Source organism: Ruegeria sp. CDSB013, from assembly GCF_059611165.1.
Map to the genome: position 1 here is coordinate 343,420 of NZ_JBXWPA010000004.1, position 14,508 is coordinate 357,927.

At 55.9% G+C, this 14,508-nt stretch carries 13 protein-coding genes; 6 read left to right on the top strand and 7 right to left on the bottom strand.

The features are described 5' to 3' along the window. Positions 1-30: 30 nt before the first annotated feature. The gene (locus AC2FJF_RS09810) at positions 31-1,611 is read right to left on the bottom strand and encodes an FMN-binding glutamate synthase family protein (protein ID WP_496725050.1); all 1,581 of its coding nucleotides are present in this window, start codon (positions 1,609-1,611) and stop codon (positions 31-33) included. Positions 1,612-1,827: 216 nt separating this feature from the next. Here AC2FJF_RS09810 and AC2FJF_RS09815 point away from each other — a divergent pair, with 216 nt between their 5' ends. Both AC2FJF_RS09815 and AC2FJF_RS09820 read left to right on the top strand, forming a co-directional pair. After that, entirely contained in the window at positions 1,828-2,235 is a 408-nt protein-coding gene (locus AC2FJF_RS09815; protein ID WP_496725052.1) for a fluoride efflux transporter FluC, read from the top strand. After that, on the top strand, positions 2,232-2,594 hold the full coding sequence (locus AC2FJF_RS09820; protein WP_496725054.1) for a fluoride efflux transporter FluC: 363 nt from the start codon (positions 2,232-2,234) through the stop codon (positions 2,592-2,594). The genes AC2FJF_RS09815 and AC2FJF_RS09820 overlap by 4 nt, the downstream gene beginning before the upstream one ends. Here AC2FJF_RS09820 and AC2FJF_RS09825 read toward each other — a convergent pair. The 6 genes from AC2FJF_RS09825 to AC2FJF_RS09850 form a co-directional block, all read right to left on the bottom strand. Further along, on the bottom strand, positions 2,591-4,114 hold the full coding sequence (locus AC2FJF_RS09825) for a DHA2 family efflux MFS transporter permease subunit (RefSeq protein ID WP_496725056.1): 1,524 nt from the start codon (positions 4,112-4,114) through the stop codon (positions 2,591-2,593). The genes AC2FJF_RS09820 and AC2FJF_RS09825 overlap by 4 nt on opposite strands. Then, on the bottom strand, positions 4,111-4,959 hold the full coding sequence (locus tag AC2FJF_RS09830) for an HlyD family secretion protein (protein WP_496725058.1): 849 nt from the start codon (positions 4,957-4,959) through the stop codon (positions 4,111-4,113). The genes AC2FJF_RS09825 and AC2FJF_RS09830 overlap by 4 nt, the downstream gene beginning before the upstream one ends. Positions 4,960-5,124: 165 nt before the next feature. Next, positions 5,125-5,451 (bottom strand): cytochrome o ubiquinol oxidase subunit IV, encoded by a 327-nt coding sequence (locus AC2FJF_RS09835; protein WP_113790775.1) that lies wholly within the window; start codon positions 5,449-5,451, stop codon positions 5,125-5,127. After that, entirely contained in the window at positions 5,444-6,076 is a 633-nt protein-coding gene (locus tag AC2FJF_RS09840) for a cytochrome c oxidase subunit 3 (RefSeq protein ID WP_496725061.1), read from the bottom strand. Before AC2FJF_RS09840 ends, AC2FJF_RS09835 begins: the two co-directional genes overlap by 8 nt. Continuing rightward, on the bottom strand, positions 6,073-8,163 hold the full coding sequence (locus AC2FJF_RS09845; protein ID WP_496725063.1) for a cbb3-type cytochrome c oxidase subunit I: 2,091 nt from the start codon (positions 8,161-8,163) through the stop codon (positions 6,073-6,075). Before AC2FJF_RS09845 ends, AC2FJF_RS09840 begins: the two co-directional genes overlap by 4 nt. Beyond that, positions 8,160-9,122: a cytochrome ubiquinol oxidase subunit II gene (locus AC2FJF_RS09850; RefSeq protein ID WP_496725065.1), complete on the bottom strand. Its 963-nt coding sequence runs from the start codon at positions 9,120-9,122 to the stop codon at positions 8,160-8,162. The genes AC2FJF_RS09845 and AC2FJF_RS09850 overlap by 4 nt, the downstream gene beginning before the upstream one ends. A 199-nt stretch (positions 9,123-9,321) precedes the next feature. Between AC2FJF_RS09850 and AC2FJF_RS09855 the strand changes: the two genes are divergently transcribed. From AC2FJF_RS09855 to AC2FJF_RS09870, 4 genes are all read left to right on the top strand, one after another. Further along, positions 9,322-10,545, top strand: a complete 1,224-nt coding sequence (locus AC2FJF_RS09855; protein WP_496725067.1) for a lytic murein transglycosylase — start codon at positions 9,322-9,324, stop codon at positions 10,543-10,545. Positions 10,546-10,949: 404 nt separating this feature from the next. After that, positions 10,950-12,578, top strand: a complete 1,629-nt coding sequence (locus tag AC2FJF_RS09860) for a peptide ABC transporter substrate-binding protein (protein WP_496725069.1) — start codon at positions 10,950-10,952, stop codon at positions 12,576-12,578. 65 nt (positions 12,579-12,643) lie between these two features. Continuing rightward, positions 12,644-13,567, top strand: coding sequence for an oligopeptide ABC transporter permease OppB (oppB, locus tag AC2FJF_RS09865; protein ID WP_058277210.1), 924 nt, complete (start codon positions 12,644-12,646; stop codon positions 13,565-13,567). A 10-nt stretch (positions 13,568-13,577) separates the two neighbouring features. Beyond that, positions 13,578-14,507, top strand: a complete 930-nt coding sequence (locus tag AC2FJF_RS09870; protein ID WP_496725071.1) for an ABC transporter permease subunit — start codon at positions 13,578-13,580, stop codon at positions 14,505-14,507. Position 14,508 lies beyond the last annotated feature (1 nt).

Below are 14,508 nucleotides of genomic sequence, written 5' to 3' on the forward strand. Positions count from 1 at the left end.
GTCAATCCTTGGCGAAATAGCCAAAAAAAATTAAAAGCGGTCCGCCGACGCGAGTTTCCAATCGGCCGCGAAGTCGGACGGTATTGCGTCTGTCAACAAAACGCCTTCGTCGATAAGGGTATATAGTTCGGCATAAGACCGTTCCCGCTCGTCTGCCGTGCGGCGGCGGATATCCACCGGGTGAAGCTCGGACACCTTGTCTTTGCCCATAGCGCCCAAAAGTTCGCGGAAGCTTTCCAAGGTCGCATCGTGAAAGCGGTGTACGCGCTGGCGTTTTTGGGGAACATTGACCGCCCTGCCCCGTATCGGGTCCTGAGTGGCAACGCCGGACGGGCAGCGGTTGGTGTTGCAATGCAACGCCTGAATACACCCCACGGCAAACATCATCGCGCGTGCCGCGTTGCACATGTCGGCCCCCAGCGCGAATTTCTCGACCATGTCGTAGCCGGTGGCCACCTTACCCGAACAGATGATCCGGATTTCGTCGCGCAAACCGACGCCACGCAGGCAGTTGTTTACGAAAATCAGCGCCTCGTTCAACGGCATGCCCAAACGGTTGGTGAATTCGACCGGGGCGGCACCGGTACCGCCTTCGGCACCGTCAATTGTGATGAAATCCGGCAGGATTCCTGTTTCCAGCATCGCCTTGCAAATCGCCATGAATTCGGACGGTCTGCCAATACACAGCTTGAACCCGATTGGTTTGCCGCCAGACATTTCCCGCAGATGCTGCACAAAATGGATCAGACCGGTCGGGCCTTCGAAGGCAGAGTGGGTGGGCGGGGATATCACGTCCTGATGTTCGGGCACGCCGCGAATTTCGGCAATTTCCTGATCCACTTTTGCGGCAGGCAGCACCCCGCCATGCGAGGGTTTGGCCCCCTGCGACAGCTTGATTTCAATCGCTTTGACAACGTCCTTTTTGGCCTTTTCGGCAAACAGGTCCTTGTCAAAACCACCCTCGGGCGTGCGGCAACCAAAATAGCCTGTTCCGATCTGCCAAATGATGTCGCCACCCTCGGCCAGATGGTGCGGGGACAGGCCGCCTTCCCCGGTGTTGTGCGCAAATCCTCCGTCCTTGGCGCCGCCATTCAAAGCCCGGATCGCATTGGCGCTGAGTGCCCCAAAGCTCATGGCGGAGACGTTCAGCCGCGACGCGCTGTATGGCTGCGTGCATTGCGGCCCACCCAGCATGATCCGTTCTTCGCTTTCATCCACATGCTTGGGCGCAAGCGAGTGGTTGGCACGATGATATCCGACTGACAGGACGTCGTATTGTGTACCAAATGCCTGCGTATCCACCTGTCCTTTGGCACGCGAGTAGACAAGTGATCGTACGATTCTGTTAAAAGGGCGGCCGCTTTCGTTGGTTTCAACAAAATACTGCCGGATTTCCGGGCTGACGAACTCCAGCATGTACCGGAAATGCCCCAGGACCGGATAATTGTTCAGAACGTTGTGCTTGGTCGTCAGCATGTCGTAAAGGCCGATTACGGCATATGGAATAAGCACTACCAGCAACCAATGGGCGGGCGGCCAGAAAAAACCCCACAACAGAGTCAGCGGCAGACACACATATGCAATGAAGTAATAGAGTCTGCGTACAATCATTCGTGCTCTCCCAGGATCGCGTGCTTTCCGGTCTGCGGTAGCAGCCGAGGTGTTTGCCAAACGTGGGCCAAATCGCTGTTAGATTGCAAGCGATTGTGCCCGCCTTCACGTAATCGGGCGAAGATGTGAAATAAGGCGCGGACATTGGTCACGGTTGATCCGGGCAACGTCAGCCATTATGCCCGAAGAAACGGGATTGGGGCAGGACGGCAGGCTGTGACACAGAAACGAACGCATGTTCGGACCACGGCATTGATGTTCGGAGCCGTGTTCTTTGGTGGCGCAGTTGGGTCGCTGCTGCGCGAGTTGTTCTCGGTGAGCATACCGCATGCCGGATTTCTGACGCAGACCTTTGGCATCAATATAGTGGCCTGCTTCATACTGGGGTGGCTGTATTCGGTTCGAAACCGCGTCCATGCCCATGTGCTGCATCTTGGAGCTGTCGGCTTTTGTGGTGGCCTGTCGACCTTTTCCTCGTTTGTTGCGGAATTGGAGCGGTTGGCGTTGTCCAACATCTGGGTTGCGGCTTCGGCCGCCGCGTTGGAAATCGCGGCGGGACTGGCAGCCGCCATTCTGGGTGAGGCTATCGGACGGCGCTTTCATCCGCCGAGGGCGACTGAATGAACGAATTGTTCCTGCACGCGATGTTCGGATTGGGCGGCGGTTTAGGGGCTGTTTTGCGCCACTGGATCGCACTGCGGATTGTTCATGACCTGCCGTTTTCGACCCTGATTGTAAACGTTCTGGGTAGCCTGCTGCTGGGTTTGTGGATCGGCTATCTCGGCGGATCAATAGAGATGGGCGAAGAACAAAGACGCCTGGTCTTTGGCTTTTGTGGCGGCTTCACGACTTTTTCCAGTTTTGCCTATCAGTCGCTGGAACTCAGACGCGAACGGACCATCGCGCTGGCGGCGGGCAATATAATGCTCAGCCTGGGTCTTTGCTGGGCGGCATTGGCATTTGGCTTGTTCGTAATGCGTTAATGTGCAGGCACCGACGTCTGCATTCCAGGTTTAGGTGCTTTGCAAAAGAACAGCAGCGGAATGGTCGCCAAAGCCAAAAGCCCCAGATTGTTGAAGACGGTTAGATATGAAATCAGTTCAGCCTGCTGCGCGATCTCCTGCCCCAGAATGGCCGCCCCCTGCGCACTGTCTGGCGTCAGGTTCAGTGGCGCAAGATAAGCTTGCGCGGCCGGGTTATAGGGCGTCACATTTTGGCTGAGAATAGCTGTGTTTGTCTGAAGCCCACGAACGACCCAAGTGCCCACCAGAGAAATACCAACCGATGACCCAAGCTGGCGGGTCACATTGAACAGGCCGGATGCTTCGTCCTGACGGGTCTTCGAGATGCTCTCGAAAGCCAAAATCGACATTGGCACAAACACCAGCCCCATCCCCAGACCACTTACTGCTCCTGGCCATGCCAGTTCCCAAAAACCTGCATCCATGTTGAGCCTGCCCATCATGAAATTGCTGACGGCCGTCAGAAACATGCCCAAACCAGCCAGAACGCGCGGGTCAAATCGCGTGACCAGAACTGCGCCGGTCAGAACCATCGACAGCCCCGCCGCGACGCCTCGCGGTATAAACAGATGTCCGGATGTGATGACCGGATAATCCAGCAGATTCTGAACGAAAGTCGGCAGGATCGCGATACCCCCAAAAAGGGAAATCGCAAATCCGGCGATTACCAGATTGCACAGCGCAAAATTGCGATCCGCAAAAAACCGCAAATCGACTACCGGCTTCTCGGTGGTCAAAACATGAATGATGAAACCAAGCGCACCCAAAATCGACGCGATTACTGCAACCTGAATGACACGCGATGACAGCCAGTCCTTGGTTTCTCCCTGATCCAGAAAAAACTGAAGGCAGCCAATTCCGATGGCCAGAAGGGCAAGACCGGTCCAATCGATGCTAACTTCTTCTGTTTCATCGTCTGGCAACTCTCCGGCCAACAAAAGCAACGCCATCGCGGCTACCGGCAGGTTCACGAAGAACACCATTCGCCACGAGAAGTATTCGGTCAGGATTGCTCCTACCGTGGGACCCAACACCGGGGCCACGACGACTCCCAAACCGAAGACCGCCATCGCCTGCCCACGTTTTTCACGGGGATAGGCGTCGAATAGAATGGATTGGGACAACGGGATCAGAAACGCCCCGAACATGCCTTGCGCCAGGCGAAAGGCAACAATGGTCTCAAGGCTCCAGGACAGGCCACACATGACCGACATCGTCGCGAACCCGGTCACAGCGGTCAGGATCAGACGTCGACGGCCGACACGGCGGGCGACAAAGCCCGTCAGTGGCATGACCACAACGGCCGACACAATATAACTGGTCAGTATCCACGTGGCCTGATCGGTTGTTGCGCCGAACGCCGCCTGAATATGGGGCAGCGCGACATTGACGATTGTACTGTCGAGCACCTCAAGAATAGCGCTGAGGACAACAGCAACCACAATCACCGGATTGATGTGGCCTGCTGCCGGGGATGTCATTTTTGGGCCTGCGGTGTGGTATCCACGGTCACCTTGCTACTGCCACCCACTCGCAATGGGGCATCCGTCGGATCAAGTTCAACCCGCACCGGAAAGCGCCTCGTCACCTTGACCCAATTGCCGCTGGCATTTTCGGACGGCAGAAGCGAAAACGTATCCCCCGACCCCCGTCCGATTGACGCAACTTTGCCCGTCAGGGTGACGCCCGGCATCATGTCGATCTTTACCGTGACCTGCTGACCCGGACGAATGCGCGGCAGTGATGTCTCTTTGAAATTGGCATCTACCCACCAATCAGACGACTCGACGATCGAAAACTGCGGCGCGTTAGCTGAAACCGACGATCCGGGCCTGAGAGTCAGGTTGGCGATCCACCCATCTGCCGATGCAAAGATCTTGGTCCAATTTTGATTGGCCTGAGCAATTTCCACTTGGGCTTGCGATGACAGTATATCGTCCTGTTTGGCCGCCAAACCACTTTGTAAGGCCAACAGGGCGGATTGGCTTGTGGTAAGTTGCGCCGCGGCGCGCGCAAATTCCGAACTGGTCTGATCCAGTGACGCCTGCGCCAGATCACCATCTGAAAACAGCGCCTTAGCACGTTCCAGATTGCTCTGAGCCGTATTGTAGGCCGACTGCGTGCTGTCGACCACTGCTTGTGCAGCCGCGATCTGCGTACCGTAAGACTGCGCCTGCTGCACCGCGCTGTCGAGGTTGGCCTTGGCCTGATCGACCGAAGCTTTGAATTGCGTATCGTCGATTGTGAACAGCAAGTCCCCGGTTTTGACCGGCTGGTTCTCAATCACAAGCACTTCGGCAACCTGACCGGTGACTTGTGGTGCCACGTATATGATGTTCGCCCCCACATAGGCGTCATCGGTCGAAGGGTATCGTTCCTGATGGCGCCAGTACTACAGCAGCCCGACGGCAATTGCGCCCAAGATGACCACCGCGCCAACGACCTTAAGAGATTTCATGAACCAGCCCCCTTCATTTGGCTTGGCCGAACGTCACATTGGAAACGTGTGCATCCGAACCGCCAGATTACCCATGATCCAAACAGTTCCAAGAATGATGATCAGCAGCACCATCGTGGAAAACAGGATAAGGTCCAGATCTTCGCGGCTGCTGCGACGTCGGTCGATGTGCAGGAAATAAACCAGCTGTACGATCAGCTGAGCCAACCCAAGCAGACTGATTGCAAGGTAAACGCCCTTTGTCTCAATGCCGTAACGATAAGCGATTCCGAAAACTGCAAAGGTCAACAAAAGCGACCCACCATAGCCGATCACATAACGGCGGCGCTCGCGGCGATGCATTTCGCTACGTTTATCCATAAGTCAGCCCTCCGAAATAAACGATCGTGATGATGCCGATCCAGATGAGGTCCAGAAAGTGCCAGAACAACGCCAGCCGCACCACGCGTGACATCAGGAGATCAGTCAGGCCAAAGACCCTTAGCTGAATGCCCAGCACGATCAGCCAAATGCACCCTGCTGTAACGTGCAGGCCGTGAAGGGGTACCAAGCCATAAAACGCGGACAGAAAACCGCTACGCTGAGGGATACCGCCCTTTTCCGCCATCGCCATGAAATCGCGGATCTCCAGAACCAGAAAACTGAGACCAAGAACCAGAGTCACGAAGAACCAGAATATGATCCGCCACCGCGGAAGATTGTATTTGAGCGCAAGCATCGCCAGACCCACGGTAAGGCTGCTGGTCAAAAGGATCAGCGTCTGCGCAAAGATGCTTTTAAGGTCGAACAGTTCGTGCGGCCCGAGTCCGCCTGCCTGTGCGTCGATCATCGTGATGTAGATCGCGAACATCAGCCCGAAATAGACCAGATCGCTCATCAGAAAGACCCAGAACCCAAAGGTGACGACTTCGCTTGCCTTGTCGGCACTTGCGTGCCGCCGTCCAAGGTTCAGGCCGGGATAGCTGTGGGTGGGCGCGCGTTTCATGTCACGGCCTCCAGATCAGAGCGGGCCAATCCGCGATTTTCCGGGGCTGTTTCGTGATCACGGTCAACCGGCGTAGAATTGTGAACCAGATCCAACCAGGCTTCGTGCTGCTTACGCACGTCGTCTGCCGGGATGACCCGCTCTGTTTCGGCCTTAAACGTCCATGCGATAAAGGATGCAAGCATCAAGATTGTCATCAGCGCCGCCAGCCACCAAATCCACCAGACCAGCGCAAACATCCAAACCCCGCTGAGCACGCAGAGACTGAACCCAATGCCAGTGTTCAACGGAACCGAGATATCCTCATAGGCCTCAGGCGACGGATACGCGTTGCCGCGCTCTTTCGCGGCGGCAAAATCGTCTCGATCGGTCACATGGGGGATGATGGCAAAATTGTAGGAGGGAGGCGGGGCCGGGATCGCCCATTCCAACGTGTGCGCATCCCACGGATCACCGACCGGAACGCGTGCGTTTTCCCGATCACGGATACTGACCCACAGTTGCACGACCACCGACAGCAAAGCCGCCAATATGATCAGCGCGCCGACGACGGCGACGATCATGTACGGGTGGAAACTCGGGTCCTCCCAACTGAATGACCTGCGTGGCATTCCCATCAGGCCGACGAAATACAGCGGCAGGAATGTAAGCATGAACCCGACGGTCCACAACGCAACCGAGATACGGCCCCAGAACTCGTTCAGGCGGAACCCGAATGCTTTGGGGAACCAATAGTTGTATCCGGCAAGCAGTCCGAACAGCACGCCTGGCAACAGGACGTTATGGAAGTGGGCGACCAGGAACAGTGTGTTGTGAACCTGATAGTCCACCGTCGGGTTGGCGAGGATCACGCCGGATAGCCCACCTATAACGAACAGCATCAGGAAAGACAGGCCATAGAGCATGGGAACGGAAAACCGGATGCGCCCCCGGAACAGCGTTGCCATCCAGTCATAGACTTTCACGCCGGTCGGGATCGCGATTAGCATTGTGGCGATGCCAAACACGGCATTGATCAGCGCGCTTTGACCCATAGTGAAGAAGTGGTGTAGCCAGACGGTGAATGACAACACCGCAATCGACATGGTGGCGATAACCAGTGAGTTGTAGCCATACAAGCGCTTGGCCGAGAATGTTGCGAAGACCTCTGAGTAGATACCGTAGGCCGGCAGAACCAGCAAATAGACTTCGGGATGACCAAACAGCCAAAACATATTGGCATAGTTCATCATGTTGCCACCAAGGTCGTTGGTGAAAAAATGAAAGTCCAGATACCGGTCTGCTGCAAGCATCAGTGCGGCAACGCCCAGAGGCGGCATGGCAAAGACGATCAGGATTGAGCTGCAGATGATTGTCCAGCAATACATCGGCAGCCGCATGAATTTCATGCCCGGCGCGCGCAGCTTATAGATCGTGACTGCAAAATTGATGCCCGTAAGTGTGGTTCCGACACCAGAGACGACGATCGCCCAGATCCAGTAGTCAGGGCCAACACCGGGATTGAACGCCGCACCAGTGTACGGCGGGTATGCTGTCCAGCCGCCAGTCGAAAACTCGCCCACCACAAGCGAGACCATCAGCATCATCCCGGCTGAGACGGTCAGCCCAAGGCTGATTTGGTTCATCACGGGGAAAGCCACATCGCGAGCGCCGATCATCAGCGGTATCAGGAAATTCGCAAGACCGAACACAAATGGTACGGCGACGAAGAAGATCATGATGGTCCCGTGAGTACTGAAGAGCTCGGCAAAATGCTCGGCCTCTAGAAACCCGTCGCCCGGCCCTGCCGCCTGCTGCGCACGCATTACCACGCCTTCCAACACACCGCGCGCCAGCATGACGATTGCAAAGACGATGTACATGATGCCGATCTTCTTGTGATCCGAACTGGTCAGCCAATCGCGCCACAATGGTCCCCAAAGACGAAACCACGTTAATGATCCGACGACGACGATGACACCGACGATCACTATCGCAGCGGCCGTGTTGGCGACAATCTCATTTGTGTTGGGATTCTGAATAAGCCCTGTGATCGGAAACGCGTCCCAATCCAGGCGGCCGAAGAAGCCAGAACCATTGGTGGTCATTGCTGCGCCTCCCGTCCGAATTCTACCGTCCCTGGCTGCTGGTCGGCGGTCAGAGCATTGTTGCCGTGATACCGATGCACAATTGAATGAAACAGGTTGCTGTCCTCCAGCGTGAAATACAACGCGTTATCTGGCATTTGCGCGGTTCCCAACGCGGCCTGCACCTCGTCCCGGTCCGTCCGCATGGCTAAAATGCGATAGGTCTCGTCATTCAGCGCAATGCCGTTGCTGCGGACCTTGTCGGCCCATTCGTTGAATTCCTCAGCGGACATGGCGACGGTTTGGAACTTCTGTTTGGTGAACCCGCGCCCGTTATATTGGGTGTTCTCGCCCTGCATTGTTGCAGCCACATCCGACACGACATGCAGTTCTGTCGTCATACCGGGCATTGCATAAATCTGGCCAGCCAAAGCAGGGATCATGAAGGACTGCATCACAGTGTCGGTCGTCAGTGTCATTGCGACCTGCTGTTTGACGGGAATGCCAAGCTCTCCGACGCTGGCGATGCCTAGGTCAGGGTAGATGAACAGCCATTTCCAATCCAATCCGACGACCTGAACGTTCAGCGCAGGCATTTCGCCAAAGCGATCCGAATATGGGTCCAATCGGTGGGTCGCCTTCCACAGATAGAAAGACAGCAGCGCGACAATCAGGACCGGCACGCCCCACATAACGAACTCCAACGGACCGGAGAAATCCCACTTGGGCCGGTATGTGGCTCCGCCTTCTTTTCGGCGGCGATACCGAAAAGCAATCAGCGGCACCAGAACAAGAACCGGAATAACTGCCAATAGGATCAGGACAGTTGCCCGGAAAAGGTGCACTTTTTGGACAGCGGCAATCGGACCTTGTGGGTCCATGAAACTGTCACTTGCACCGGCAGCTTGCGCCGTAGCAGAGAGAGCCGCAGCGACAATCACAACTTGCATCGCCTTTGGTGACATTCGGAATAGGGCCACGCCTGATTGTCCTCCTAAAGCAATCTCTCGCGCCAACTATCAGCAGACAAATGAAATTTCTCAAGGCTTTTTCCCAAATAGGTCGGTGCTCTGCCACCGACCCTGATCAACTGTGGGAATAGGTGCAGACAAAACCACGGGAAAACCGCTGTTGACTTGCGGCTTTGACCAAGCCAGACCTTAAGCGATGCGATGGATTATGTTCGTCCTGGGTCTTTGGTGCCTGTCCACAAGCGCAACCGCACAAGATCGTGCTGCGGTTGAAAAACAATTCCAGGCTTGGCTGCAAGAAACCATCTGGCCAAAGGCCAGAGCCAAGGGTGTTTCCAGGCGCACGATGCAGCAGGCCTTTGACGGTGTGACGCTGAACTGGAAATTGCCGGATCTCGTGCCGCCGGGGCAACCGATCAAAACCCCGAAACGGCAAAAACAGGCTGAATTTGGCTCTCCGGGTCGTTACTTCAAGGCGGGTTCCGTACAGGGAGCGACATCAGTCGGGCGGCAGATGGCCCGGCGACACGCCGCAACCTTGTCGCGCGTCGAGGCCGAAACAGGCGTGCCCGCCCGCATCATTCTGGCCATATGGGGTCGTGAGAGCGGCTATGGGCAAGTTCCCATTCGGCACAACACGTTCCAGGTGTTGGGCACCAAAGGGTTCATGAGTACCCGCGCTGACTATTTTACCAAAGAGCTGATCGCGGCACTGCAAATCGCCGAGGCGGGCGATGCACCACCGGGCACAATGAAAAGCAGTTGGGCGGGCGCTTTGGGTCAACCGCAATTCATGCCCTCCAATTTCCTGACCTATGCGGCCGACGGGAACGCGGACGGGAAAGCTGACATTTGGACCTCTGCCGAAGACACTATTGCTTCTATCGGGAATTATCTGGCGCAGCATAGCTGGAGGGCCGGGCGCGATTGGGGGTTCGAAGTCGTTGTTCCTGACACCATATCCTGCGCGCTGGAAGGTCCTGACCAGGGCAGACCCATTAGGGACTGGGCCGCAATGGGAATTGCGCGCGTGTCAGGCAAGCCGTTTCCAAAACATGAACTGGCCGGAGATGGGTATTTGATGATGCCCGCAGGGCGGAACGGCCCTGCCTTTGTCGTCACGCCGAACTTCTATGTCCTCAAGGAATACAACAAAAGCGATCTGTATGCCTTGTTCGTTGGACACGTCGGAGACCGCATTCAATATGGCGTTGGCGATTTTTCTGGTCGCTGGGGCAAGATCGACGCCATGTACCGATCCGATATCGCTGCCATGCAACGCACACTGGAACAACAAGGACACGACGTGGGCGGAGCAGATGGCCTACCGGGTTTCAAAACCCGTCGCTCGATCGGACGCTGGCAAGAATCGATCGGCCAGGCTCCTACCTGCTTTCCTGATGCGGGAATGAAGGCCAGCCTGAAACAGTAGCGATTCGCCCTGTTCCTGAGACCCTTCAGCTGTTTGACCCGACGGCAACAGCCAAACGAAAAACGTCGCCTTTCACGAAAATGTCACGAAGCCTTCGAGTTTCAACATAAAATTTCCACTGCACCCCCGTTTCCATTCACAATCCACCTCTGGTTGCCCAATTTTCAGGCAAAGGCTTTAACCTTTTTTGAAATAATGCCACGTTCGACGTCAGTGAAAGGCGACTTTTGCAAACACGTTCCCGACTGCAAACCGAAAGACTGCGACGCGGTGTTCATTGCGATCTGAAAAAGCAAAATTCGAACCAGTCCCGGTCTCTTTCTGGGTCGGACAAACATGGTGGCCTTCAGCCATCCTGAAGGGATGCGCGTGGGTTGCCGAATAAAAAACGGGAGTTGAAAAACATGAACAAGTATATTCGTACATCTCTTGCGGGGCTGTTGACCTCGACCATGATTACCGGCGCTGCCTTTGCCGCCGGAACCCATCCAGAAACCGGCGAAGCGTTGGCGGATGACCAGACCTTTACCTATCGTATTCTGGACGAGCACAGTTCAGTCGACCCTCAGGTTGTTGAAGATGTATCCGGCGCCGAGATCGTGCGTGACCTGTTCGAAGGCCTGATGAACCAGGACGAAGACGGCAATCTGGTCCCCGGTGTTGCCACCGGTTACACGACCAACGACTCTAAAGACGTTTACACCTTTACCCTGCGCGACAATGCGAAGTGGTCGAATGGTGATCCGGTAACCGCCAGCGATTTTGTTTTCGCCTGGAAACGTGCCGTCGATCCCGCCCTGTCCTCGCCCTATGCATGGTTCATGGAACTGATGTCGATCGAGAACGCATCTGAAATCATCGCAGGTGACAAGTCGGTTGACGACTTGGGCGTTAAAGCCATCGACGACCACACGCTTGAAGTGACGCTCAGCGCACCACTGCCGTACTTCCCGCAAATGACCACGCATTCGACCACTTTCCCTGCCCCGCAGAAAGTCATTGAAGAGTTTGGCGACGCCTGGACCAAGCCTGAAAACATCGTATCGAACGGTGCATACGTCCTGACCGAGCATCTGCCGCAGGAACGTTCGGTTCGTGAGCGGAACGAAAACTACTGGGATAACGACAACACGATCATCGAAAAAGTCGTGGCACTGGTCATCAACGACGAAAACGTCGCGCTGACCCGTTACCTGGCAGGTGAGCTGGACCGCACAGAAGTTCCGGCAGGTCAGTTCCCACGCTTGCAAAAAGAGCATCCGGAAGAAGCAATCAGCTTCCCGCGCCTGTGTAACTATTATTACACGTTCAACCTGTCCGATGGTGGCCCCGAAGCCTTCAAGGACCCGAACGTCCGTCAGGCGCTGTCCCTGGCAGTTGATCGTAAGATCATCACCGAGAACATCATGGCAGGTGGGCAACCGCAAGCTTATACCTTTGCCCCGGCAGCAACCGCTGGCTTTGACGTTCCAGACGTAGAAATGGCGTCCATGTCGCAGGCCGAGCGCGACGAACTGGCCAAGGAACTGCTAGCCGCAGCTGGTTATGGTCCCGACAACCCACTGAGCTTTGAGATGGTTTACAACACCTCGGAAGCGCACAAAAAAGTTGCCGTAGCCCTGAGCCAGATGTGGAAGCAAAAGCTGGGCGTAAATGCCGAGCTGGCCAACATGGAATGGAAAATCTTCCTGGAAGAGCGTGGCAACCAGAACTTCGATATGGCACGCGGCGCATGGTGTGGCGACTATAACGAAGCCTCTACCTTCCTCGATCTGCTACAGTCGGATTCCGGCTATAACGACGGCAAGTACAACAACGCCCGCGTTGATGAATTGCTGTCCGAAGCCAAAACCTCTGACGATGCGGCACCTCTGTACACCGAGGTCGAGCGTATCATCGCGCAAGAGACGCCCGTTATCCCGATCTATCACTATGCTGGCGTTTACATGATGGACAGCGATGTCGGTAACTGGCCGGTCAAAAACGTAGAGCAGAACTGGTATTCCAAGAACCTCTACAAAACCGCCGAATAATCTTCCTTAGACCAAGCTTTGCCCCGGAGTTCTTTCCGGGGCAAAGCCAATAATGGGGGCATGAAATGCTTGCCTATATCGTCCGGCGATTGCTGATCGCCGTCCCAACGATCCTTTTGCTGATCGTTGCAAGTTTCTTTCTGATGCACTTCGCGCCAGGTGGGCCTTTCACCTCGGAGCGGCCACTGCCGCCCGCGGTTCTGGCCAATATCGAGGCGCGGTACGGGTTGGACCAACCGCTGTGGAAACAGCTGTGGGACTATCTGTACAACATCGTCGTGCATTTTGATTTCGGCCCGTCCTTTAAGTTCAAGGACCGGGATGTGAATGACATCATCGCGCAGGGTTTCCCGATCTCGCTGACCTACGGTTCGCTGTCCTTCCTGGTGGCAACAACCGTCGGAGTCGCGCTGGGGATTGCCGCGGCGATCAAGCACAACAGCTGGATCGACTATTTCGCTGTTGGCTTGGGTATCGCAGCGCAGGCGCTGCCGAACTTCATCATGGGTCCGATCCTGATCCTGACCTTCACCTTGTGGCTGGGATGGCTGCCGGGCGGTGGCTGGAATGGCGGCCAGTGGCCGTACCTGATCATGCCCGTTATCGCGCTTGCGACCTCATACATGGGGTCCATTGCGCGGATCACGCGGTCATCGATGCTGGAAGTTCTGAACTCGAACTTCATCCGCACGGCTCGCGCCAAGGGTCTGCCGACAAGAACTGTGATCTGGCGCCATGCACTGAAACCAACCTTGCTGCCCGTCGTGTCTTATCTGGGTCCGGTTTTCGTCTATGTACTGACCGGTTCGGTCTTTGTGGACATCTATTTTTCGACCGGTGGGCTGGGGCAGGCCTATGTGGGGTCCGCGCTATCGCGTGATTACGCGGTGCTGTTGGGTGTCACGATCCTATATGGCGTCCTGACCGTACTCGTAAACCTGCTGACCGACCTGGCCTATGCCTGGTTCGATCCGAAAATCCGTTACTGAGGGGCTGGCAATGCTTGGTAAATCACAAAAAGCCGCCCACCTGGCCGAAGACATCACCGATTACACGGTCATTCAGGGGCGTTCACTCTGGCAGGACGCACGGATGCGTTTTGTTCGCAACAAAGCCGCCATGGCGAGCCTGTTCATTCTGGCGATGATCGTGTTGTTCACGATCATTGGCCCCTACTTTGCCGTTTGGAGCAACGAGGAAATCGACTGGAACGTCATGGGCGACGTACGCGGCATGGGAATGCCGTCCGCAGAGACTGGACATTTCTTCGGCGTCGACGATCTGGGGCGCGATCTATACAGCCGTGTCATTCAGGCGACGACAACATCACTGCTCGTCGGGCTGATCGGTGCCGCGACGGCCCTGATCGTTGGGACCTGCTACGGTATTGCCGCGGGCTATATCGGAGGCCGCACTGATGGCGTGATGATGCGCTTCGTCGATATCTTGCTGGCCATTCCGGCGACGCTCGTCATCATCCTGTTGCTGGTTGTCGCGGGTCGATCGTTCGTTATGCTGTTTATCGCACTCGGCGCGGTTGGTTGGCTGACGATGGCACGGATTGTTCGAGGCCAGACCCTGACCCTAAAAAATCGCGAGTTCATTGAGGCCGCACGCGCAGCTGGGGTTAGCGAGTTCACCATCATGTATCGCCATATCCTGCCCAACCTTCTGGGCGTGGTGATTGTATATGCCTCGCTGCTGGTACCGGAAATGATCTTGACGGAAAGCTTCATCTCTTTCCTCGGTCTCGGGATTTCTGAACCCTACACGTCGCTGGGTCGCTTGATCGCCGAAGGGGCCGGGACGATGGGCTATGGCACCTTGTGGCAACTGTTGTTCCCGCTGACATTCTACGTCGCAATCATCATCACCATGTTCTTCATAGGTGATGGCCTGCGTGACGCTCTGGACCCGAAGGATCGCTGAT